Here is a 21,021-nt window from a genome sequence, read left to right on the forward strand (position 1 = left end):
CAAATATCACCGCTTTATTCACAGTACGAATTCCTTGGAACGTTTGAATCAGGAAGTGAGACGAAGAGAAAGAGTCATACGTATTTTTCCAAATACCCAATCCGCCTTTCGATTGATTGGCGCCGTCTTAATGGATGAGGCTGAAAAACAGAAGCAAAAGAAAAATATTATCGGAGTTCCCAACCATACCAAGAAAAAATGACGATTTGGCAGGGTATGGGGCCGGCCCCATACCCTGCCAAATCAATATTCACATAAGAGCACTAAAGGTTGAAAGCTTGTAACCCAATTTACACATAACTATGGACTTGACTAAATATGTGCTGGAGAGAAGAATTATCAGCCCGAGAACGGAAATTTCGTCCCGAGAGCAAAAGTATCAGCTCGAGCGAGGGTTGCGCCTTTTAGCACTTAACGACAATCAGAAAGGGAGAATTTTCACTGGTTCGCACTTCCGCATTTTGTGACAAAATCCTGCAATTCCATTAACACCCGCTGCTCTTCTTTTGTTACAATAAAATCAGTTATACTATCTTTTTTACATAAGGAGGCAGTCAATATGGATTACCGGATAGAAAAAGATACACTTGGGGAAATGAAAGTGCCGGCAGAAAAGTATTGGGGAGCGCAGACACAGCGAAGCAAGCAAAACTTCCCGATTGGTGAGGAAAAAATGCCTATGGAAGTCATTCGGGCATTTGCGATTCTTAAAAAAAGTGCTGCTAAAGCCAACAGCGAGCTGGGCCTGCTTGATAAACAAAAAGCGGATGCGATCGGTTATGCTGCTGATCAGATTGTAGAAGGGAATCTTGACGATCATTTTCCATTAGTCGTGTGGCAAACAGGAAGCGGCACCCAGTCCAACATGAACGTTAACGAGGTTATTGCTTACGTGGGAACAGAATGGCTGAAAGAGCAGGGTAGTGATATAACGCTTCACCCGAATGATGACGTGAATAAATCACAAAGCTCCAACGACACTTATCCAACAGCGATGCATATCGCTTTTGTTTTGAAACTGGAAGATCATGTTTTGCCTGCTGTACAAGCTCTGAAGAAAACAATGGGCGAAAAAGTTGAAAACTTCCAGGAAGTGGTTAAAATTGGCAGAACACATTTGCAGGATGCGACACCTTTAACGTTGGGGCAGGAAATTAGCGGCTGGCACCGTATGCTCGAAAAGTCAGAAACGATGATCTCTGAAAGCATTGCCTATGTCAGAGATCTGGCTATCGGCGGAACAGCCGTCGGGACAGGCCTTAACGCGCACCCTGATTTTTCGGAAGCTGTCACGAAAGCAGTTGTTGAAGAAACTGGTAAAACATTTAAATCTGCTCCGAATAAATTTCATGCATTAACGAGCCATGATGATACGGTTCATGTTCATGGGGCTTTAAAAGGACTGGCAGCCGATTTAATGAAAATCGCCAATGATGTGCGCTGGCTGGCAAGTGGTCCGCGTTCGGGCATTGGGGAAATTACAATCCCGGCTAATGAACCCGGCAGCTCGATTATGCCTGGTAAAGTCAATCCGACGCAGCCTGAAGCCGTCACAATGGCAGCAACACAGGTTATGGGGAACGATGCTGCGATTGGATTTGCAGCAAGTCAGGGCAACTTTGAACTGAACGTCTTTAAACCGGTTATCGCTTACAATTTTCTGCAATCATGCCAGCTCCTTGCTGATACGATGCTTTCGTTTGATGAACGTTGTGTTCAGGGGCTCGAGCCGGATTTGGAAAAAATTGAGACGTATCTGCGCGATTCCTTAATGCTTGTTACCGCCTTAAACCCGCATATCGGGTATGAAAATGCAGCGAAAATTGCCAAAAAAGCATTCAATGATAATTCAACATTGAAAGAAGCTGCTGTTGAGTTGGACTTGCTTACTGAAGACGAATTTGAAAAATACGTTAATCCAAAAGAAATGACATATCCGAAATAAAATGATCTAAACTACAAAAACTCACTATCTTCTCAGGTAGTGAGTTTTCATGTTGATTGGTCATTAATATGGTTTTGATAGAGATTTTAAAGAACACGTCGATATAAGCAACAATTACCAGCTGCATTTTATGATAAGTTTCCGAGTTCTGTTCACAATAATGCGTACAGGAGGTGATAAACATGGCTAATAACAACAGTGGAAATTCAAATCAGCTGGTTGTGCCTGGTGCTGAACAAGCTCTGAACCAAATGAAAACTGAGATTGCCTCAGAATTTGGTGTTAACCTTGGCGCTGATACAACTTCCCGTGCAAACGGTTCGGTTGGCGGTGAGATTACCAAGCGACTCGTTCAGTCAGCTCAATCTCAATTTAGCGGACAATAACAATAATAAATGGCCTCAGAGGGGCACTGCACCCCTATGACAAAGACAGAGGGAAGTTTTAAAAGCTTCCCTCTGCTTGCATCACTTGGTATTTTTTACATTTCCCACGTTATTATACTGAAGTCATCTGTTTTTATCTGCCCCACTGATTGAAGATTCACCGGATACGCTCTTCTGTTTCACGATCAAAGAAAATGGCTTTGTTCATATCAAAGGCCAGCTCGATCGTGTCACCTCCGTGAACGTCCGATCGGGCGTCAACACGAGCAATGAAGTCCTGTCCATTAAATTTCGAGTATAAATACGATTCAGCACCCATCAACTCGGCAACGTCAACGGTTGCTGAGATTTTTGTTTCAGGGCTTGCTTCAATAAATGCCGGCTCATCATGTATATCCTCAGGCCGTATACCTAACACAATATCCTTATCAAGATACCCTTGATCACGCAATGTCTTCATTTTGCCTTCAGGAATTTTAATCGTTGTGTCTTCACTAACGAATGCGTCATCCTTAATCGCACCGGAAAGAAAGTTCATTGATGGGGAACCAATAAAGCCGGCAACAAACATATTTTCCGGCTGGTCGTAGACATCTTTCGGAACGCCCACCTGCTGAATAATACCATCTTTCATGACAACAAGGCGTGTGGCCATTGTCATCGCTTCTGTTTGATCATGTGTTACATAAATCGTAGTGGTTTGAAGACGCTGGTGCAGCTTTTGAATTTCCGCGCGCATTTGGACACGGAGCTTGGCATCAAGGTTGGAAAGCGGTTCGTCCATTAAGAAGACTTTCGCATCACGGACAATGGCACGGCCTAAAGCGACACGCTGGCGCTGACCGCCCGAGAGTGCTTTTGGTTTACGGTCCAAATAATTTTCCAATCCGAGAATGGAAGCGGCGTTCTGCACTCTTTTATCAATTTCGTCTTTTTTGAATTTACGAAGCTTTAACCCAAAGGCCATATTGTCATAGACATTCATGTGCGGGTATAAAGCATAGTTTTGAAAGACCATTGCGATATCACGGTCTTTCGGTGCGATGTCATTCATCCGTTCATCATTAATGTAAAGCGACCCGTCAGTAATTTCCTCAAGACCGGCGATCATTCGTAACGTGGTTGATTTTCCGCAGCCTGATGGCCCCACAAACACAATAAATTCCTTATCCTTAATATCAAGGTTAAAATCATTGACAGCGGTAACATTTTTATCGTATTTCTTTTGGATATGTTCCAAGCGCATTTCAGCCATCTTCGTATTCCCCCTATGTAATCGTTTAACTAATTTTAGCTGACTGGAAGAGACGCTGTAAACGGCTAATGTGCCTGAAAAATTTGATTTCTTTTGTGCATGTTGTTATTCATTAGACTAGCAATACTTGCAAAAATACAACGCCTGATTTGAAGTTTTACTTATTTGGTTGCCAGAATTGCTAAATATACCGTTGCTGCCTGATGGAAGTCACGTATGTCAATATTTGTTTTTTCTTTAAATTTATCAAGCCTGTACTGAAGACTGTTGCGGTGCAGGTACAGTTCCTTTGCGGTCAAGGAAACGTTTAGATTGCAGGCAATAAATGTTTCAGCGGTTATGAGAAGTTCAGTGGCGTCTATAGCCTCAGCCAAAACAGTCCGGGCAAGCCCATTTCGAAAAGCGTTTGTTGTCTGGTTAATCAGCATAAAAGGGAAGGCGTCGACGTAAGTTGTAACGGGCTTACCCGAATATTTCCGGGCGATGACAGCTGCTTCCATGAGCCACTTATACCCTTCTTTAGCATTTTTAAGCGATGTCATAAATGGCCCTACGAAAAAACGGACCTTGACGGCAAGGTCGCTCATGAGAATATCGATGATGGTGTCATATGAAATAGGCTCATCAGGCTCCGTTTCAACAATGATACCTTCATGGTCATTCTCCCATAAAACAGGAACCTCTTTGGCAAAGAACGCGTTCACTGCCTCCTTAAACAAAGAAGGTTCTATCTGGTTCGGCCGAAACGAAAAGTGGATAAAACGGAAGACCTGTGATGAAGGTTCCGGAATACGATCGGCTCGGATATATGTAAGCCAATTCTTTTCTTCAGGTGCTAAATCGGGCAAGGAGTTGCTGTGAGGCCATAAAAAAGTATTTAATAACTGGATATCTTTTGTATCCAGTTCGCTGTTGTGAATGCCAATTAACGTTCCATTTTCGGTCGTAAACCATTGATAGTTATCGTTTTCTTTTTCAGCTGCATCTTCAGATAAAATTAATGAAGAAAAAATATTACGTAATTGTTCAATCATAAAATGCCTCTTTCCCCTGGACTTTTTTCCATTATAGCAATGTATGACAGAATCGAAAATCAATTTTTCCATTTATTCGTCTCTTTACTAATGGTATACAGGGGTATTAACGTCTGTTATAGTATGTTTAGACGAAAATTAAGGAGGACTTATCGTGGCAAATATTTACGATAGTGCATACGATCTTGAAAAGGCAATTCGCAACAGTGAAGAATTCACGAGTTTAAAACAAGCATATGATGCCGTTATGGCGGACGAATCAGCTAAGAAAATGTTCGATAACTTCCGTAACACACAAATGGAACTTCAAGAAAAACAAATGCAGGGTCAGGAAATTTCTGAAAAGGAAGTTGAAGAAGCCCGCAAAGTTGTTGAATTAGTACAGCAGCACGAGGACATCTCCAAATTAATGGAAGAAGAACAGCGTTTGAATGTTGTTATTAATGATGTCAGCCGCATTATTACAAAACCGCTTGAAGAGCTGTACGGCAACCCTGAAGAAGAATCAAACGAATAAACGGTTTTTATCCCTCGCAATAAAGTAGATGTTGCGGGGAATTTTTTTCATATAAGAAGGATTTTTGATAAAAGTCTCGAAATATGTCTTATATAAATTTATTGGAAGAGGTTGATGGCATGCGTACAGTTTTATTTGAAAGCAAAAATAACGTATCGTACGTTTATTTGAACCGACCGGAGCGGTATAACGCTATGGACAGAGAAATGCTGTTTGAATTGAATCATGTGCTGGGTCAAGTGGAAGCGAACGATGATAAAGTTGTTATTTTAAGCGGCAAAGGGAAAGCGTTTTCTGCAGGTGGCGATGTTGGTATGATGGTTGATTTAGCTGGGGAAGACTATTATCAGGAAGTAATGGAACAAATCGAAGAAGTTGTTCTGAAGCTTTACCGGATGCCAAAAATCGTCATTTCAGCCGTACAAGGGTCCGCTGCCGGCTTAGGTTTAAGTGTGGCGTTAACGGCGGATTATACGGTGGCGGATAATCACGCTAAGCTTGGAATGCTGTTTATTGGAATAGGGCTTGCTCCTGATGGAGGCGGACACTTCTGGCTGAGTGAGCGCGTTGGCACACATCGGGCAAAACAGTTCATATGGGGAATGGAGCAAGTTAAAGGAAAAGAAGCTGAAGAAATGGGCTTGGTGGATGTATTGACCGATGAAGGTGTGATGGAGGCAGCTGTACATATTTCCGAGAAAATTTTGGCTTCCCCGATTGTTTCCATGCTAAAGACGAAAAAAATCTATCGGGATCAAAATATCGACAGGCTTAAAAGCTATCTCCAAGCCGAGCGGCAAACACAATGGGAATTGCTTCATACTAAAGATCACAGGGAAGGTGTAAGGGCTTTCCAGGAAAAACGCAAGCCGGCTTTTATTGGAGAATGACACGGTTGCCGGAGGGAGCGGAATATCCCGCTCCGCTAACCCCCGTCATCCCGTCACCGGTGGAAGAGGACGAGTTTTGCGTTTGGTGAAACACAGCGGTGGGTATACTCGCTGTAGCCTTCTTCGCCAAGCCGTGTCTGGCCAATCTTTTTTGCCTCTTCATTATCGCTCGCTTCAAATGATTCATTAAGCAATCTTTCACCAGTCTGGTCAAAAACAGTTAAAAAATAGGTTTTCATCGGAACTTCCTCCCAAATACTTAATCTGCTTAATGTAAACATATCACAAAGCAGAGGAAAGTAGAAGGAATTTTATGATAACAGATGTAGTGAAGCACATTGTAAGCTAAGTCATTAAAGGTTGTCTGGTAAATTTACGTTCGCATTCAGCAGTCATTAATGGTAAACTATTTCCAGATTAGAAAACTAGCTATTTTGCTGGTAACCCCATGAGGAGACCGGTGCGATAAGCAGCATTATTTAAATAACTAAAACCTCTGATAACTACATATGGAGGGATCCGATTGTCTGATGACAAAAATCTAAATAACGAAGAAGAAAAATATGAAGAAGCGGTGGAAAAATTTATTCAGGTAATCGCCAAAAACATGAATCTGTATGGCATTACTTCATCTATCGGACGATTGTATGGTGTATTATATTTTTCGGATGAACCGATGACACTGGATGGCATGCGTGACGCCCTTAAAATGAGCAAAACCAGCATGTCAACAGGTGTCCGGGCGCTGTCCGACATGAAAATGGTCGAATCCACATTTAGAAGAGGGGAGCGGAAAGATTTATACCAATCGGAGGAAGACTGGTATAAATCATTTACCTCATTATTTGGCAATCGGTGGCGGCACCATACTGAAACAAATATTGAAGAAGCCGATGAGACCATAGTGGAACTACAAAAAATTGCGGAGAAAACCAGTGATCAAACCCTCAGGGATAAGATACTCCGTGACATTGAACGCCTGCGTTACGCGAAAGATTATTACAAATGGCTGATGCGTTTTATTCAAGTCGTTGAATCCGGCGAAATTTTTGAATACATACCAAAGAATGTTCAAGGTGAAGACAGAGAAAACGATTAAGATAAAAAGCATGGCGTTATAAAGGGGGAGAAAGCAAATTGAAAAAAGGGATAGGAAACTGCAGTGTCGGGGATGCTTTTGATAACTTTTTATTGATCAAGGGGTCCTCGCGGGGGGTTGCCAGCAATGGGAAGCCGTTTTTGACATTAATATTTCGTGATGCCACAGGTGAGATTGAGGCAAAGTTATGGGACGCAACAAAAGAAGATGAAGAGTTATTTGTTCCTGAGCAGATTGTTAAAGTTTCAGGGGAAGTTAATCAATTTAGAGGCAAACCGCAGCTGAAAATATTTTCCGTCCGCCCTTCACAGCCAACAGATGGTGTTCAGGTATCAGATTTTGTGGAAAAAGCGCCGGTGGAAAAAGAAGCCCTAATGGAAAAGTTAACCGAAGCAATTTTTGAAATGAAAAATTCTTCACTTCAGCGAATTGTACGAGCATTTATCAAGAAGTATCAGGAAGCTCTTTTAACATACCCTGCAGCAGCGAAAAACCATCATGAATATGTATCCGGTCTGGCGCACCACATTGTCAGTATGCTTGCGCTCGCAAAAGAGCTTCATCATTTGTACCCGCAAACGAATAAGGATTTATTATATGCAGGCGTGATTCTGCACGATTTAGGCAAGATTAAAGAGCTGTCAGGAGTCGTCACAACGTCTTACTCGTTGGAAGGTAAGTTAATGGGTCATATCCCAATAATGGTGGAAGAAATTGGAGACATGGCCAAAGCGTTACAAATTGAAGGTGAAGAGGTATTAATTTTACAACATTTAATCCTTTCGCATCACGGTAAAGCAGAATGGGGGAGTCCTAAACCGCCATTAATACGGGAAGCAGAGTTGCTGCATTTAATTGATTTGATTGATGCACGCATGAATATGCTTAACCGTTCATTGGAAAAAGTAAAACCCGGGGAATTCACTGAGCGAATGTTCGCTCTTGATAACCGATCATTTTATAAACCGCTTTTTGAAGAACAGTAAACCGGGAATTTAGTAATTTTGGTCATGCTGCCGCCGCTACAGGCATATACATGAAATAGATTCGTTCATGGACAAGGAGGAAATCGACATGATCCTGGGCGTCCCTTGGTGGGTTTTTATGATGATTCTTTTCATTTTTTTAAGTGGTTTAATGGCTTTTAGAGCAATGAGAGCGGAACAGCGGCTTGAGGAGCAATTTATTGAGCAGGAAGGCAGAATCTATATTGACCGTATGGAAGAAGAACGCAGGGAAAAGCAGAACCGAAAACAAAGGCTGCCGCAATAATTAATTTGTTTACATTAAAAAACTGCTGGGCCACTTTTGTGGTTCAGCAGTTTTTTAATGTTTATTGGTTTAGCCTTGGCCTTGACCTTGACCCTGTCCTTGACCTTGACCTGAATTTTGCTGTTCGAAGATATCTTCCAGACCTTCAGCCTGCACGTTGACGTCAGCTTCCTCAATCATGCTGCTAACTTTCTCTTGAAGCGCTTGAGGATCAATCCGCTGATTTATAATATTACGGCGAATGCTTTCTTTCTCTTCCTCAAACGATCCAATATCCGCTTCAGTTTCCCGCTTGTCGTTTACTTTTATAATGTGAAAACCATGTTCTGATTCAACCGGATCGCTTACTTCATCAGCCTCCATGTTGTATGCAGCATCTTCAAAAGCAGGCACCATATCGCCGGATGAGAAGTAACCCAAGTCGCCGCCATTTTGTGCTGACGCATTGTCAGTGGAATATTCCTCAGCGAGGGAAGCGAAATCACCGCCGTCTTCCAGTTTGGTTTTTACTTCATTGGCTGTTTCTTCATCCTCAACTAAGATGTGCTGTGCTTTAATTTCTGTCTGCATGCGGTCATAGCGCTTCTGAAGTTCTTCTTCTGTTATGTCCATATCTTCGGCAGCTGCCTCCATTTGCAGAAGACTCAGCCGGATTCTGTCGCGATAGGCTTGTTCATCCGAAATACCCTGTTGTTGGAGGAACATCTCGAATTGATCGCCTAATTGGTCTTTTGTACTTTGAACTTCTTTATCAACTTGCTCATCAGATACATCATATTTATCATTGAGAAGCTTAAGTGTCACTAATTGCTGTAAAACCTGCTGTCCGGATTGTGATTTCATCTCCTGGTAGAATTCTTCCTTTGTAACATCTCCGGCGCTGGTTTCGGCTACAACTTCTGAGTCGCCTTCACCTGAATTACAAGCGGTTAACGTGAATATACTGACTGTCAGCGCTGCAGCAATTGCTGTTTTTTTCATTTTGAGCACACTCCTAGATTCTTGTTCACTTTTACATGAGTCAATTTTAATACGTACCATCGATCAGCTTGAATGACGAGCATCAAACGGTGGCATTTAACACTCTGACATATGAAGATACGAGTAATATGAGAACCATTATATTAATAACACGGAACATGGAAGATTGCTTTTTTTCTTTCATTTCCATTTTCGTGCAAAATTGCTGGGTCAGTGAATTAAAAATTAAGAGCACCAGTATTGCATAAAACGGAAAAATCAAATCCATTTCAAAACCCCCTTAAAAGGATACCACATCATCCATATTTAATACTTTATCAAAAGATGCCTGTCATGAACAGTATAAATTTTCAGCGTTGGAATTCCATGAATTGCAGGGTGCAGGCTAATAGTCATATAAGAGCATAACGTACTGCTGTTTTAATAAGCAAAAAAAATCGGCTATATAGCCGATTCATTTTCTTTGCTTATTAGAATTGTAATTTCATTGTTGCTGTTTTCAATATATGAACGTTTTGGTGCTTTAACAATATATCTGATATAAATGAAGTCAGTAAATGTCAGTGCTGTGTGAACAGACGTGAAAATGAGAAAGTACACATAGAAATCACTGAATAAGAAGGTTGCTGCTACCCCTGGTACTGTAATTAATAATGTAGGAGCCATCGCAGCAAACAATGAAGCTTTTTTAGACACGTATTTTTTAGTATAATAATTAACAATTGGAAATAATAGCGCATCGCGTTTATAAATTAGCCGCGCCTGTTTGTTCATTAAAATTAAAGGCAGTATATGCGTGAACGAATGTAGAAACGGCAACAAGCACAATGCTATAATTAATGGCCAAACGCCAGTTTCATCGATGGTAGAGGTACCATGCTTAATTGAAAAAGGTATATATAGAATTATAAAACTCAGCAGGCCGATTAAAAATGATTGCAAATACAACCTGTTTATTCCGAACTCTTTGTTGAAATTAATGATTTGCCAGCAATTCATTTTAATCCCTCCTGCGTAAATGGTTAATCTGATTTCCCTAAAGCATCATAGTACTTCCACTATTAAAAATCAATAGGTTCGACAAAAAAATTTATTCTTTTACAAAACACTGTCATAAAGAGTCTGAAGAATATAACTTTGGGGGTCATTTTGTTGATAAATGAAGAACAGAATGAAACAATTAATTTCCATCTTCAACTGTTATCCAGAACGATTGATATGAATCGGTTTCCATTTACAAAATTGGTTATTGAGAAAAATATTACGAAGTCTGATTATGAAAAACTGTTTAATATGCTGAATGAGTTGGAACGTCAATATAAAAAACAGAAAGAAGAAGGGTTTTTGGATTTCTCTTCTCTTTTAGTTCAATTTGCCGGCATGCTGAATGAAAGATTTGAACCGACCACCTTGGTTTATGCATTAAAAAAAGAAGGATACTATCCTTCTTTAATGAGTGAATTTATAAAAATCTTAGAGTCTTAAGTTTCGTCTTCGCTGTTTTCCAACTGGTTGAAGGAGGTTTCAATCTGCCGGTGAAATCGGATAATTTTATCCAGGCTGTCAATAAGGTCCGGATGATCTTCTGTATCACTTAGTTCCATCTCTGTTTTAATATGGTTTAATGCATCCTTTTGTTGGCCGGAAATACTAATCCACTTACTGATATAATGCGTCATAAATGTTTTGAACAACGCCTCGTTTGCTGCATATAAATCTTTTCGCACGCCTTTTTTCCATATAAGTGAGACAAGCCCATAATTAGATAAGTTTCGTATGTTTGTATTTATGGATGTCTTGCTTTTTCCGAACGCTTCACCCATTTCATCCAAGGTCTTTGGGTCCTTTTGCAAATACAGATAAGCAAACAATCGTGCTTCTGGTCCATTTAACCCAAACAGTTCGATCGTTTTCGAAAACTCCAGGATAATGTTATTAATTTTGTCCTCAGTTGCTAAGTTTTGCATATAATCCCCCTAGTAGAAACGACTGTTTAAAGATTACATGAAAATAAACCTGAATAAAAATGTAGAAGAAACCAGTATAATATCGAAAAATGGAGGAAATTTAAGAATGTGGAAGAATAGTTTTGTACAGTACAAACTGTACAAAAATTACATTTAAAATTTTTGGTATTTAATATTTGAAATTTATGTTTGAGAGTAATATAGTGTTAAGAGTGAGCGATGCGAGGTCGGGTTATAAATCAAGTCAAAAATCAAACCAAATAGCGTTTGGGTTGATTTATGGTATTTATCTGATGAAAAAGTTGCAGGACTATTATCCTTTCCATTTTGTCTTAAGGTCGGTTTGAAAAAAGACTTAATAGAAAGTTAGATTTAAGCGAGCAGCTGAATTATATTTCTTTTTTCTAAACACAACGATTTCGCAAAACAAGGAAGTTAATTCCTGACAAATGAATACCCCGTAATTGGGATAAGAGAGGTGAAAGAATGAGTAAAATAAAGGTGGATCGCTTGACTAAAATATTCGGCAAGCGTCCGAAGCAAGCGGTCAAATACCTGGACGAGAATAAATCCAAAGATGATATTCTCGAACTGACAGGTATGACTGTAGGTGTGAACCAAGCTACATTTGAGGTTGAAGAAGGTGAAGTCTTCGTTATTATGGGTTTATCCGGAAGTGGTAAATCCACTCTTGTTCGTATGTTGAACCGTTTAATCGAACCAACTTCAGGAGACGTTCTGCTTGGTGATGAAAACATTACGACGATGAATAAAGAGCAGCTTCGCGAACTGCGCAGAAAAAAAATGAGTATGGTTTTCCAGAACTTCGCATTGCTGCCACATAAGACGATACTTAAGAATGCGGAGTACGGGCTTGAGATTCAGGGTATTGATAAGTCGGAACGCGAAAAAAAAGCAACTGAGGCGCTTGAATTGGTTGGCTTGGGCGGCTATTTGGATAAGTATCCGAATGAGCTTTCCGGTGGTATGCAGCAGCGTGTCGGATTGGCACGAGCACTCGCCAACGACCCCGAAATTCTTTTGATGGACGAGGCGTTCAGTGCATTGGACCCATTGATTCGTAAAGATATGCAGGATGAATTGATGGATTTGCAACAGCGCGTGCATAAAACCATTATTTTTATTACGCATGATTTGGACGAAGCATTAAGAATCGGTGATCGAATCGCACTGATGAAAGATGGAAGTATCGTGCAAATCGGTACGGCAGAAGAAATTCTGATGGATCCAGCCAATGATTACGTTGAACGTTTCGTGGAAGATGTGGATCTGGCGAAAGTACTGACAGCCGGCCATGTTATGAAACGCGCAGAAACAGTTACAGTTGACCGGGGTCCTAAAGTAGCGCTGAAGCTAATGAGAAACGATGGGATTTCAACTGTATATGTCGTCGATAAGAGGCAAAAATTACTCGGCTATGTAACAGCAGACCAGGCATCGCAAGCCGATAAAGAAGGTAAGACCCTGGAAGAGGTCCTTACCACTGATATCCCAACTGTGCACCAGGACTCGTTGCTTGTTGATCTATTTGAACCAATGGCTGACGATAAAGCACCCCTTTCAGTCGTTGATGAAAACGGTAAGCTACTGGGTATTGTTGTCAGAGGCTCAGTTATTGGTGCGTTAGCCGGTAATAATGAAGTGCTGAATGAAAATGGGGGTGAAGGTATAAATGAATAACGAAGGAACTCTTTTCCCCAAATTACCGTTAGCTGAATGGGTAGAATCATTTGTTGATTTTCTTACTGCTAATCTATCGGTTGTCTTTGATTCAATTTCAGCAGTTGTTGCGTTTATTACAGAGAACTTTGTTGTGCTGCTGGAAATGGTGCCGCCTTTATTGCTGATTGTTCTTGTTGCACTGCTTGCATGGTGGGTCGTGAATTGGAAACTTGGCCTGTTCGCGCTTATTGGTCTTGGTCTTATTAACAACCTTGGTTATTGGCCGGAGACACTTGAAACGGTAGCACTGGTTATTGTTTCTGTTGTGATTTCGATGGTTATCGGGATTCCGATTGGTATTTGGATGTCACAGAAAGCATCGGTCCAGGCCATTGTTACACCTATACTCGATTTCATGCAGACAATGCCGGCCTTTGTTTACTTGATTCCTGCAGTCGTATTCTTCAGTCTCGGAATGGTGCCGGGGGTCGTGGCAACGATTATCTTCTCCATGCCGCCGACTGTCAGACTGACAAACCTTGGTATTCGCCAGGTGGATCAGGAATTGATTGAAGCATCGAATGCGTTCGGTTCATCAACCGGACAGCGACTTGGAAAAGTACAAATTCCGCTTGCTATGCCAACAATCATGGCAGGTATTAACCAGACAATCATGCTTTCATTATCGATGGTTGTTATCGCATCTATGGTTGGGGCGCCGGGACTTGGTACAGTTGTTTATCGAGCTGTAACACAGGTCGCTATCGGTCCTGGCTTTGAAGGTGGTTTGTCCCTTGTTATTCTGGCTATGCTGCTGGATCGTATTACACAGGGAGCAAACGCAAAATAAGGATGTTTCCGGGATGACTCTGCCCTTTTGACAGGGCAGATGCCCGAACATATATATAATTATTATTTTAAGGAGGTCAATTTCTTATGTTTAAGAAATTTAGATTTTGGGGATTAGCTGCAGCCCTTGTGCTGGCAATTACATTGGCAGCTTGCGGCGGTGGAAGTGACGAAGGAAGCGGTGACGAATCCGGCGACAGCGGCAATGGTGAGAGTGGAGACAGTTCAGGCAACGAAAGTGTCGAACTGGGAGAAAGTGAACTCTCTATCCCGTACGTTTCTTGGGCAGGCGCTATTGCTCGTACGCCTTTAGTTCAGCAGGTTCTGGAAGAAGTAGGATATACTGTGGAAACGTCACAAGTTGATGCTGGGTCGATGTGGACAAGTGTTGCCAACGATGACGCATCATTCATGACCGCTTCATGGCTGCCGGCGACACACACATCTTATCAAGAGCAATATGGCGATGATGTGGAAGCTATTGGTGAATTCGTAGCACAGGCACCTCTTGGTATGACAGTTCCATCATATATGGATGTTGAAGCTATCGAAGACTTGAAAGGCAACGAAGAAATTGGTGAAGCAACAGACTGGACAATCACTGGCATTGATCCTGGTGCCGGTGTTATGCAGAGCACGCAAGATGCTATTGACACTTACGGTTTGGAAAACTGGGAACTGCAATCCAGTTCTGAAGGTGCTATGCTGTCAGAACTGCAGTCAGCCATTGAAAATGAGGAACCAATCATTGTTCCGGGCTGGCAACCGCATTGGAAGTTTGCAGAAATGGATCTGAAAATGCTTGAAGACCCTGAAGAAGTCTACGGTGGTGAAGGTGACCGTATCGAAGCTGTAGCACACACAAGCTTCAAGGAAGATTCACCTGCAGCATACGAAGTCGTCCAACGTCTGACAGAAGACTACGATACTGAAATGGAAAACGAACTGCTTGTAGCGATTAATGATGGTGGCGATCCAGCTGAAGTTGCAAGCCAGTTCCTTGAAGACAATCCTGATCTTCTTGAAAAGTGGACAGAAGGACTTGGTGAATAATACACCGGTTTTTGAATAGAAAAGCTGCTCCCTTAAACGGGGAGCAGCTTTTTAATGAAGAAAACGTAACATTAATCGTTATTCCTTAGCTTTTTCTTCTAAGTCTTTCAGGCTTGATTCAATTTGTTCCAGATAATCATGAATGTTTTCCTGATGCGGTTCAATTGTTTTTTTCCACTCTTCAACAGAGTTCTTCATTTCCTGAGTCAATTCTTTGATAAGAACGGCACCTTCTTTTGACGTTTCAGTAAGCTGCTCTTTCAGCTGCATACTGTCATCTTTTAATTTGTCAAGAAGTTCTTTCCATTCAAAGCCTTGTTCTTTGACACGGTTCCTGAGATTTCTCCCCGAATCGGGTGTGCTCAGCAATGTGGCAGCTGCACTGATCGTTCCTCCTACAAGAATTCCCAGAAGTATGGATTTTCCTTTCCCCATAACAGTTAGCGCTCCTTTCAGATTCTCCATATAACTTTACCTGTTTAGAACATAAAAAAACATTCGGTTTAAATTAATTTTTGAAAAAAATCCTCTGACAAAAAATGTGCCAGAGGATTAATCAAGTTTACCGTCTTAACTTAGACGGTGGTTAGTGGGCGGGACTGTTTTAAAATGTTTTGAACGATTGGGTAGATAACAATCATAAATGCTGTATTCAAAGCAGCTGCAGGCAATACAATCGTACCGAACAGAATCAGAAATGCGCCTTCCATCAGACCAATCATGTAGAGTGCCACTGTTAAAAATATGGCACCGCTGATCATTGTCCCGACAGCTGTCATCACTGGCACATTAATCTTAGGATTCACCCGATCCTTTACTAACAAGAGCAACGCGAAAAACAATATGCCGGTAATTGGTTTATCGATCATATTGGCAATCTGTCCGCCGGGTGTCTGTGTGGTTAAAGCTGAAATAACGCCTGCTGCTACAGACAGCACCAAAACATAATTTGTCTTAGGAAACAGCATGATACCTAAAAACATCATAGACAGCAGCATGTCTGGTTTCATTCCGTAAATAAATGGCGGAACGACAAAGTGTAAAACAGCACCAATCCCCAATAACAGTGATAAAAGTACTAAAACCCTCGTATTCATTTATACCTCTCCTCTTCTCGGCTAAGCTAAATTTAGTTTCCAGCTGTGCACTATTGCCAGCTGCGAAAGTATAAAATTATTATAACAGAAAACATCGAAAATAAACAGTGCTGTAATAATTTTCTGACCTTTTCAGGCTGGTGATGTGACGCGCCCGAATCGATCGGTTAACTATGTTTGATTCTGCATACTTACAAAGCTTCATTAATTTCTTGAGCAATTTGCTGCAAATCATCTTGTGAATAATCATCTGAATGGACCTGCCAATTAAATGAAAAGCCGTCATCCTCGCCATAACGGGGCAACAAGTGGATATGTAAATGGAATACTGACTGGTCGGCCGGTTTCTCATTATTATTGAGCAAATTCATGCCGATTGGCTGATATGCTTTTTTAATGGCATTCGCGATATACGGAACGCGTTCAAACAATTTACCGGCAACTTCCGGCGGTGTTTCATAAATGTTTTTGGTATGTGTTTTGGGGATGACCAACGTGTGGCCTTTTGTTACTTGACTGATATCAAGGAAAGCATAAACATCATCATCTTCGTAAACTTTCGCTGATGGAAGCTCGCCATCAAGAATCTTGCAAAAAATACAATCTTCGTGAGCCATGCCAATCACTCCTATACAGGTTTTCATCCATTGTATAAAGAAACAGGGTGAAAAGTAAAGCTTTGTGACCAGCAGCCAAAAAAATAACAGGTCAGACTCACGTTTTAAGTGAGCCTGCCTGCTTTAAGAAGCAAGAGGATGACAATGCATCTAACGTTGGGGACTTCGTAATTCTTGTTAAACCGCATCTGCTCTTTAACGTGATTACAAAAACCAGTTTGTCAGCATCCCAAATGACTTGGGGTTTTGGCAAAAAGGTTTAAAGCATTAGATGGAACGTTAGATCGGCTTTACATCACGTATGATGTTCAGCTTTAAGATCTGTTCTGACAATCACCTAATTGTCGATCACAAACACCTCATTTGTGTGCAATACGAAATTATATGATGTTGTACATCCCCTTAACTTCATTTATAGTCTGTCGCATCGGTACATTTATTATACATATTTATGTTTTTTTATTTAGCTGTTATCGTGTATTATTTTTACCTACTCCGCGCATTAGATGTGAATTGCGACGGAGTGAAAATTAATTAGCCTCTCGAGCGACGCAGCTGGAATACCCGGGTGCTCGCCGTCTGCAGGTGATTTCAGAGAAGCAGGATTCCTCGCAGATCGTAGCATGTTCAGCGAAGTGTTGCTTTGTGCTCGTCGTTTTACGCGGCCCCGTGCTGAAGCATCCGCTCTCCGGAACATATTTTTGTTCTCCGGCACATATTTCAGCTCTCCGGCACATATTTTTGTTCTCCGGCGCATATTTCAGCTCTCCGGAACATATCTCTGCTCTCCGGAACATATTTTAGCTCTCCGGAACCTATTCCCGCTCTCCGGCGCATATTTCTGCTCCCCGCCCCCCGATTTCTGCTTTTTTCAGGAAGCGGTCTGTCCTTCAGAGATATCACAGCAAAGTACGTCGCAGTTTATGGAAACTGTCGAATGGCAACGATGAGTTTGTTTTGTTATGCCGCTGTAATCGTGGTAAAATTTAACTAAGTGAAAATTGGGAGGCGCGCTTGTGGAACCTTTGCTTCGTATCGATAATTTACATGGCGGATATACACATAAAAACGTGCTGCACGGCATTTCGTTCAATCTTTTTCCCGGCGAGATAGTTGGACTGATCGGATTAAACGGTGCCGGCAAGAGTACGACAATAAAACATATCATTGGTCTGATGCAGGCTAAAAAAGGAACGGTCGCTGTTAACGGAAGAACTTTTAAGGAGAATCCTGACACTTACCGAAATCAAATTGCCTATATCCCTGAAATGCCGATCCTATATGATGAATTGACACTGTATGAACATCTGAAGTTGACGGCAATGGCGTATAACATTCCGGAAGATACATTTGAAAAAAGACTTCCGCCGCTTCTTAAAGCGTTCCGGATGGAAAAACGTCTGAAATGGTTTCCGACCCATTTTTCAAAAGGGATGCGGCAAAAAGTTATGATCATGTGTGCGTTTTTAATTGAGCCGCCGCTGTATATAGTGGACGAGCCGTTTGTTGGTCTTGACCCGCTTGGCATAAAGTCTTATTTGCAGCTAATGGATGATATGAAAGCGGACGGTTCAGGTGTTTTAATGTCAACACATATTCTTGCTACGGCGGAACGAAATTGCGACCGGTTCATTATTTTGCATGAAGGTGAGATAAGGGCGATTGGTACACTTGATGAATTACGGGAAAAATTTGATATGCCTCGGGCAGCGCTGGATGATTTATATGTAGAACTGACAAAGGAAGATAGCCATGTTTGACGCACATGCTTTTTTTAAAGAGCGGTTTGCGGCGCATTTAAAGGAAACCAGCCGCTACATGCGTTATATTTTTAACAGTCATATTGCATTTGCTATGTTCTTTTTTGTATCCGTTGCGGCTTATTATTATCAGCTATGGCTGCAAGGGCTTCCGGATGACTTTCCCACAGCAACAATCATTGGCATAACGTTCGGTCTACTGGTCAGCTATAGTCCGGCCAGAACGCTCTTGAAGGAACCTGATTTAGTATTTTTAATTGCTGCTGAGAATAAAATGGGGCCATATTTCCGGGATGCCCTGGTTTACAGTTTTGTGGTACAGCTTTATTTAATATTTCTTGCAGGTGCAGCGTTTGGTCCGCTTTATTTTGCAACTTATCCTGAACGGGCAGGGAATGTTTATTTACTGACATTGCTTATCGTCCTGATATTTAAAGCAGGGAATCTAATTGCTTCCTGGTGGATGCTCAAAATAAGGGAGCCGGGAACTCGACGGATAGACCAGGTTGTAAGACTGCTGCTCAATTTGGCTGTTTTTTATTTCCTTATTGAAGGGGAAACGCTTTGGGCTGGTGTGACAACCGTGTTATTTGCACTGGTGTTCCTGTATGATTTGAATGTTTCCCGAAAGCAGCCGGGGATTGTTTGGGATCTGCTGCTTGAAAAAGATCAAAGCCGTATGCAGACGTTTTACCGGATAGCTAATATGTTTACGGATGTTCCTCATTTAAAAAATCAAGTTAAAAGCAGGCATTGGCTTGTATCGCTTGTGGCAAAAGTTCCATTCTTGAACAAGCATACGTTTGATTATTTGTACCGTATTTCCTTTGTCCGGAGCGGTGACTACTTGGGGATGTATGTCCGACTGATCGTTCTTGGCGGTCTGTTCATTGTTTTCATTCCTAATTTATGGATGAAATTATTTCTTGCGCTATTGTTTTTATATATGAGCGCATTCCAGATGATGACCTTATATTCCCATCATAAAACGATCATGTGGCTTGATTTGTACCCGGTTCCGCTTGAGATCCGGAAACAGTCACTCATTAAGCTTCTGTTTCAGTTGACATTCATTCAGACAGTGATTTTTGGTCTGTTATTTATTGCTTTGCAGGAATGGATTGGAATGGCGGCTGTGTTTGTTGGCGGCATCGTGTTCAATTATATATTTATTCAAGGGTACGTTAAGAAAAAAATTGGAGCATCTTAAACTTAACGAGTGTATTTATCCAGATTGATAGGTTTTAAAAAAAACTGCTCCAAACGATTGGTTTGGAGCAGCTTTAATGGTTAATGAACTCTGGGGTCCGTCAATAATCGCTGAATTTCTTCCTCATGTCCTGTTTCATCGGCAATCATATCTTCAAGCTTAACAACGAGTTCGGTGTAGCCCAGCGCTTCTGCCTGGTTTCTGCGGTTTTCATAACGTTTAATAGTTGCTTTTTCAGCTTCCAATGAGGCTTCCAGTAAGTCTTTCACTTCAGTAGGCTGCGGTACTGAAGCTGATTCAGTTGTCGGTGTTCCGCCTAATGATTTAATCTTTTCAGACAAGTACAAGGCATGACCCATTTCGTCATTAATTTCACTTTCAAAGAAAGGTTTCAGGGCAGAACGATATAAACCGCTGACAACCGCTGCGCTGTACGTATATTGAATTGCTGCTGCATATTCATGTGCCAAATCATCGTTAAGTCCATCGATTAGTTCCTGTAAATCTTTATCCATCTTATATCCCAACCTTTCTAAAAATAATAAGAGCACATAATTAATGTACCCTTCTTGATATTTTTGAAACGTGATTTACTGGAGCTGTGCCCGGGAATTATGACAAAGTAAAATCAGGTATGATAGGATCAGGGAGTGGTACATGTGCGACAAAAACGAAATTATGGGCTCTTACTATTCTTTTCAGCAGTCCTTCTGGTTATTGGAATATGGATTTACCGGATTGTCAGCGGAAGCGTGCTTTACATTGATACAGCAACACGCGGCCTTGTGGAAGCGTTATCGGGTACTGCAACGTTTACAATTTTTCGATGGATTACGGAACTGGGTTCTGGTGAATTTCTGACACCGTTTACGATTATCATGTCTCTTGTAATGTGGTATGTTTTCCGCGACTGGCTTCCGGGATTGGTTTTGGGGTTAGGAACATGGAGTACCCATGGTTTAAATATAATGATTAAACAGATTGTTGAACGTGAACGCCCGAGCATTTTCATCGCAGCGAATGCGGAAGGTTATAGTTTTCCATCCGGTCATGCAATGATTCCAATGGTATGTTACGGCTTGCTTGCTTATTTTGCTGCCAAAAAACTTTTGTCGAACAAGAGTGCTTTAACTGTTCAAGTAAGTCTTGCTCTGCTTGTCTTTTTGATTGGGATCAGCCGTTATATTATTAATGTGCATTATTTATCAGATGTGATCGCAGGCTTTGTTTTTGGGTTCATTTATTTAATGGTTTTAATATATTTGTATAACTGGGTGCAGGCCTTAAAAGGGCCAACAGGAAAAACGTCAGCGTGACAGAACCATAATGTTCACAAAACCGACGAATTTTAATTGATTAAAACACTATTAAAAGACTTCCCTTTTGATTTATAATCAATTTTAGCT

At 41.3% G+C, this 21,021-nt stretch carries 26 protein-coding genes; 15 read left to right on the forward strand and 11 right to left on the reverse strand.

All coding sequences use genetic code 11. The features are described 5' to 3' along the window. From BMZ22_RS00005 to BMZ22_RS00015, 3 genes are all read left to right on the forward strand, one after another. Positions 1-202, forward strand: a 202-nt coding sequence (locus BMZ22_RS00005) for a transposase (protein ID WP_177183305.1), incomplete at its 5' end; no start/stop codon positions are given. A 357-nt stretch (positions 203-559) separates the two neighbouring features. Beyond that, complete coding sequence (gene fumC, locus BMZ22_RS00010; protein WP_090079728.1) at positions 560-1,945, forward strand: class II fumarate hydratase; 1,386 nt, start codon at positions 560-562, stop codon at positions 1,943-1,945. Positions 1,946-2,127: 182 nt separating this feature from the next. Continuing rightward, on the forward strand, positions 2,128-2,331 hold the full coding sequence (locus BMZ22_RS00015) for an alpha/beta-type small acid-soluble spore protein (RefSeq protein ID WP_090079731.1): 204 nt from the start codon (positions 2,128-2,130) through the stop codon (positions 2,329-2,331). A gap of 157 nt (positions 2,332-2,488) precedes the next feature. On the opposite strand, the gene BMZ22_RS00020 is transcribed toward BMZ22_RS00015, so the two are convergent. Continuing rightward, positions 2,489-3,586: an ABC transporter ATP-binding protein gene (locus tag BMZ22_RS00020; RefSeq protein WP_090079733.1), complete on the reverse strand. Its 1,098-nt coding sequence runs from the start codon at positions 3,584-3,586 to the stop codon at positions 2,489-2,491. 161 nt (positions 3,587-3,747) lie between these two features. Then, entirely contained in the window at positions 3,748-4,620 is an 873-nt protein-coding gene (locus BMZ22_RS00025; RefSeq protein ID WP_177183306.1) for a PucR family transcriptional regulator, read from the reverse strand. A gap of 154 nt (positions 4,621-4,774) precedes the next feature. Between BMZ22_RS00025 and BMZ22_RS00030 the strand changes: the two genes are divergently transcribed. Next, positions 4,775-5,137: a YlbF/YmcA family competence regulator gene (locus tag BMZ22_RS00030; RefSeq protein WP_090079738.1), complete on the forward strand. Its 363-nt coding sequence runs from the start codon at positions 4,775-4,777 to the stop codon at positions 5,135-5,137. Positions 5,138-5,220: 83 nt separating this feature from the next. Further along, a complete protein-coding gene (locus tag BMZ22_RS00035) occupies positions 5,221-6,027 on the forward strand; it encodes an enoyl-CoA hydratase (RefSeq protein ID WP_245745097.1) in 807 nt (268 codons plus the stop codon). Positions 6,028-6,080: 53 nt separating this feature from the next. Here BMZ22_RS00035 and BMZ22_RS00040 read toward each other — a convergent pair whose 3' ends face one another. Continuing rightward, positions 6,081-6,266: a YhzD family protein gene (locus BMZ22_RS00040; RefSeq protein WP_090079743.1), complete on the reverse strand. Its 186-nt coding sequence runs from the start codon at positions 6,264-6,266 to the stop codon at positions 6,081-6,083. A gap of 284 nt (positions 6,267-6,550) precedes the next feature. On the opposite strand from BMZ22_RS00040, the gene BMZ22_RS00045 reads away from it, so the two are divergent. The 3 genes from BMZ22_RS00045 (at position 6,551) to BMZ22_RS00055 (ending at position 8,398) form a co-directional block, all read left to right on the forward strand. After that, the gene (locus tag BMZ22_RS00045; RefSeq protein WP_090079745.1) at positions 6,551-7,126 is read left to right on the forward strand and encodes a GbsR/MarR family transcriptional regulator; all 576 of its coding nucleotides are present in this window, start codon (positions 6,551-6,553) and stop codon (positions 7,124-7,126) included. 38 nt (positions 7,127-7,164) lie between these two features. Continuing rightward, positions 7,165-8,112: a 3'-5' exoribonuclease YhaM gene (gene yhaM, locus BMZ22_RS00050; protein WP_090079747.1), complete on the forward strand. Its 948-nt coding sequence runs from the start codon at positions 7,165-7,167 to the stop codon at positions 8,110-8,112. Between the two features lie 88 nt (positions 8,113-8,200). After that, a complete protein-coding gene (locus BMZ22_RS00055; RefSeq protein WP_090079749.1) occupies positions 8,201-8,398 on the forward strand; it encodes a sporulation YhaL family protein in 198 nt (65 codons plus the stop codon). Positions 8,399-8,467: 69 nt separating this feature from the next. Here BMZ22_RS00055 and BMZ22_RS00060 read toward each other — a convergent pair whose 3' ends face one another. The 3 genes from BMZ22_RS00060 to BMZ22_RS00070 all read right to left on the reverse strand — a co-directional run bounded on the left by BMZ22_RS00060 (position 8,468) and on the right by BMZ22_RS00070 (position 10,378). Continuing rightward, the gene (locus tag BMZ22_RS00060) at positions 8,468-9,379 is read right to left on the reverse strand and encodes a peptidylprolyl isomerase (RefSeq protein ID WP_090079751.1); all 912 of its coding nucleotides are present in this window, start codon (positions 9,377-9,379) and stop codon (positions 8,468-8,470) included. 82 nt (positions 9,380-9,461) lie between these two features. Next, entirely contained in the window at positions 9,462-9,647 is a 186-nt protein-coding gene (locus BMZ22_RS00065) for a hypothetical protein (RefSeq protein ID WP_090079753.1), read from the reverse strand. Positions 9,648-9,820: 173 nt separating this feature from the next. Then, positions 9,821-10,378, reverse strand: coding sequence for a DUF3267 domain-containing protein (locus BMZ22_RS00070; protein ID WP_090079755.1), 558 nt, complete (start codon positions 10,376-10,378; stop codon positions 9,821-9,823). 150 nt (positions 10,379-10,528) lie between these two features. On the opposite strand from BMZ22_RS00070, the gene BMZ22_RS00075 reads away from it, so the two are divergent. Continuing rightward, positions 10,529-10,864: a DUF1878 family protein gene (locus tag BMZ22_RS00075; RefSeq protein WP_177183307.1), complete on the forward strand. Its 336-nt coding sequence runs from the start codon at positions 10,529-10,531 to the stop codon at positions 10,862-10,864. On the opposite strand, the gene BMZ22_RS00080 is transcribed toward BMZ22_RS00075, so the two are convergent. Further along, a complete protein-coding gene (locus BMZ22_RS00080; RefSeq protein WP_090079758.1) occupies positions 10,861-11,346 on the reverse strand; it encodes a GbsR/MarR family transcriptional regulator in 486 nt (161 codons plus the stop codon). The genes BMZ22_RS00075 and BMZ22_RS00080 overlap by 4 nt on opposite strands. A 486-nt stretch (positions 11,347-11,832) precedes the next feature. On the opposite strand from BMZ22_RS00080, the gene BMZ22_RS00085 reads away from it, so the two are divergent. The 3 genes from BMZ22_RS00085 to BMZ22_RS00095 all read left to right on the forward strand — a co-directional run bounded on the left by BMZ22_RS00085 (position 11,833) and on the right by BMZ22_RS00095 (position 14,931). After that, the gene (locus tag BMZ22_RS00085; protein WP_090079759.1) at positions 11,833-13,047 is read left to right on the forward strand and encodes a quaternary amine ABC transporter ATP-binding protein; all 1,215 of its coding nucleotides are present in this window, start codon (positions 11,833-11,835) and stop codon (positions 13,045-13,047) included. Continuing rightward, on the forward strand, positions 13,040-13,879 hold the full coding sequence (locus BMZ22_RS00090; protein WP_090079761.1) for an ABC transporter permease: 840 nt from the start codon (positions 13,040-13,042) through the stop codon (positions 13,877-13,879). The genes BMZ22_RS00085 and BMZ22_RS00090 overlap by 8 nt, the downstream gene beginning before the upstream one ends. Before the next feature lie 86 nt (positions 13,880-13,965). Continuing rightward, positions 13,966-14,931 carry a glycine betaine ABC transporter substrate-binding protein gene (locus BMZ22_RS00095; RefSeq protein ID WP_090079762.1) on the forward strand — a complete coding sequence of 322 codons (966 nt, stop codon included), beginning with the start codon at positions 13,966-13,968 and terminating at the stop codon, positions 14,929-14,931. A gap of 78 nt (positions 14,932-15,009) precedes the next feature. On the opposite strand, the gene BMZ22_RS00100 is transcribed toward BMZ22_RS00095, so the two are convergent. From BMZ22_RS00100 to BMZ22_RS00110, 3 genes are all read right to left on the reverse strand, one after another. Continuing rightward, the gene (locus BMZ22_RS00100; RefSeq protein WP_090079764.1) at positions 15,010-15,366 is read right to left on the reverse strand and encodes a YtxH domain-containing protein; all 357 of its coding nucleotides are present in this window, start codon (positions 15,364-15,366) and stop codon (positions 15,010-15,012) included. Positions 15,367-15,506: 140 nt separating this feature from the next. After that, positions 15,507-16,028: a tryptophan transporter gene (locus BMZ22_RS00105; protein WP_090079766.1), complete on the reverse strand. Its 522-nt coding sequence runs from the start codon at positions 16,026-16,028 to the stop codon at positions 15,507-15,509. A gap of 191 nt (positions 16,029-16,219) precedes the next feature. Further along, a complete protein-coding gene (locus BMZ22_RS00110) occupies positions 16,220-16,645 on the reverse strand; it encodes an HIT family protein (RefSeq protein WP_090079768.1) in 426 nt (141 codons plus the stop codon). Between the two features lie 1,016 nt (positions 16,646-17,661). Between BMZ22_RS00110 and BMZ22_RS00120 the strand changes: the two genes are divergently transcribed. Continuing rightward, on the forward strand, positions 17,662-18,405 hold the full coding sequence (locus BMZ22_RS00120) for an ABC transporter ATP-binding protein (protein WP_090079772.1): 744 nt from the start codon (positions 17,662-17,664) through the stop codon (positions 18,403-18,405). Further along, the gene (locus tag BMZ22_RS00125) at positions 18,398-19,615 is read left to right on the forward strand and encodes an ABC transporter permease (protein WP_090079774.1); all 1,218 of its coding nucleotides are present in this window, start codon (positions 18,398-18,400) and stop codon (positions 19,613-19,615) included. The genes BMZ22_RS00120 and BMZ22_RS00125 overlap by 8 nt, the downstream gene beginning before the upstream one ends. A gap of 80 nt (positions 19,616-19,695) precedes the next feature. Here BMZ22_RS00125 and BMZ22_RS00130 read toward each other — a convergent pair whose 3' ends face one another. Beyond that, the gene (locus BMZ22_RS00130; protein WP_090079778.1) at positions 19,696-20,130 is read right to left on the reverse strand and encodes a ferritin-like domain-containing protein; all 435 of its coding nucleotides are present in this window, start codon (positions 20,128-20,130) and stop codon (positions 19,696-19,698) included. A gap of 144 nt (positions 20,131-20,274) precedes the next feature. On the opposite strand from BMZ22_RS00130, the gene BMZ22_RS00135 reads away from it, so the two are divergent. Next, positions 20,275-20,931: a phosphatase PAP2 family protein gene (locus BMZ22_RS00135; RefSeq protein ID WP_090079781.1), complete on the forward strand. Its 657-nt coding sequence runs from the start codon at positions 20,275-20,277 to the stop codon at positions 20,929-20,931. Positions 20,932-21,021: the final 90 nt, after the last annotated feature.

Origin of the sequence: Lentibacillus persicus (assembly GCF_900112705.1) — a bacterium.
Classification (GTDB): Bacteria; Bacillota; Bacilli; order Bacillales; family Amphibacillaceae; genus Lentibacillus; species Lentibacillus persicus.

Coding starts and splice junctions, on each gene's coding strand:
- BMZ22_RS00070 (WP_090079755.1), bottom strand. CDS start 10,378: ATGAATTGCTGGCAAATCATTAATTTCAACAAAGAGTTCGGAATAAAC.
- BMZ22_RS00110 (WP_090079768.1), bottom strand. CDS start 16,645: ATGGCTCACGAAGATTGTATTTTTTGCAAGATTCTTGATGGCGAGCTT.
- BMZ22_RS00100 (WP_090079764.1), bottom strand. CDS start 15,366: ATGGGGAAAGGAAAATCCATACTTCTGGGAATTCTTGTAGGAGGAACG.
- BMZ22_RS00095 (WP_090079762.1), top strand. CDS start 13,966: ATGTTTAAGAAATTTAGATTTTGGGGATTAGCTGCAGCCCTTGTGCTG.
- BMZ22_RS00015 (WP_090079731.1), top strand. CDS start 2,128: ATGGCTAATAACAACAGTGGAAATTCAAATCAGCTGGTTGTGCCTGGT.
- BMZ22_RS00025 (WP_177183306.1), bottom strand. CDS start 4,620: ATGATTGAACAATTACGTAATATTTTTTCTTCATTAATTTTATCTGAA.
- fumC (WP_090079728.1), top strand. CDS start 560: ATGGATTACCGGATAGAAAAAGATACACTTGGGGAAATGAAAGTGCCG.
- BMZ22_RS00130 (WP_090079778.1), bottom strand. CDS start 20,130: ATGGATAAAGATTTACAGGAACTAATCGATGGACTTAACGATGATTTG.
- BMZ22_RS00090 (WP_090079761.1), top strand. CDS start 13,040: ATGAATAACGAAGGAACTCTTTTCCCCAAATTACCGTTAGCTGAATGG.
- BMZ22_RS00125 (WP_090079774.1), top strand. CDS start 18,398: ATGTTTGACGCACATGCTTTTTTTAAAGAGCGGTTTGCGGCGCATTTA.
- BMZ22_RS00040 (WP_090079743.1), bottom strand. CDS start 6,266: ATGAAAACCTATTTTTTAACTGTTTTTGACCAGACTGGTGAAAGATTG.
- BMZ22_RS00060 (WP_090079751.1), bottom strand. CDS start 9,379: ATGAAAAAAACAGCAATTGCTGCAGCGCTGACAGTCAGTATATTCACG.
- BMZ22_RS00105 (WP_090079766.1), bottom strand. CDS start 16,028: ATGAATACGAGGGTTTTAGTACTTTTATCACTGTTATTGGGGATTGGT.
- BMZ22_RS00085 (WP_090079759.1), top strand. CDS start 11,833: ATGAGTAAAATAAAGGTGGATCGCTTGACTAAAATATTCGGCAAGCGT.
- BMZ22_RS00055 (WP_090079749.1), top strand. CDS start 8,201: ATGATCCTGGGCGTCCCTTGGTGGGTTTTTATGATGATTCTTTTCATT.
- BMZ22_RS00020 (WP_090079733.1), bottom strand. CDS start 3,586: ATGGCTGAAATGCGCTTGGAACATATCCAAAAGAAATACGATAAAAAT.
- BMZ22_RS00035 (WP_245745097.1), top strand. CDS start 5,221: ATGTCTTATATAAATTTATTGGAAGAGGTTGATGGCATGCGTACAGTT.
- BMZ22_RS00065 (WP_090079753.1), bottom strand. CDS start 9,647: ATGGATTTGATTTTTCCGTTTTATGCAATACTGGTGCTCTTAATTTTT.
- BMZ22_RS00080 (WP_090079758.1), bottom strand. CDS start 11,346: ATGCAAAACTTAGCAACTGAGGACAAAATTAATAACATTATCCTGGAG.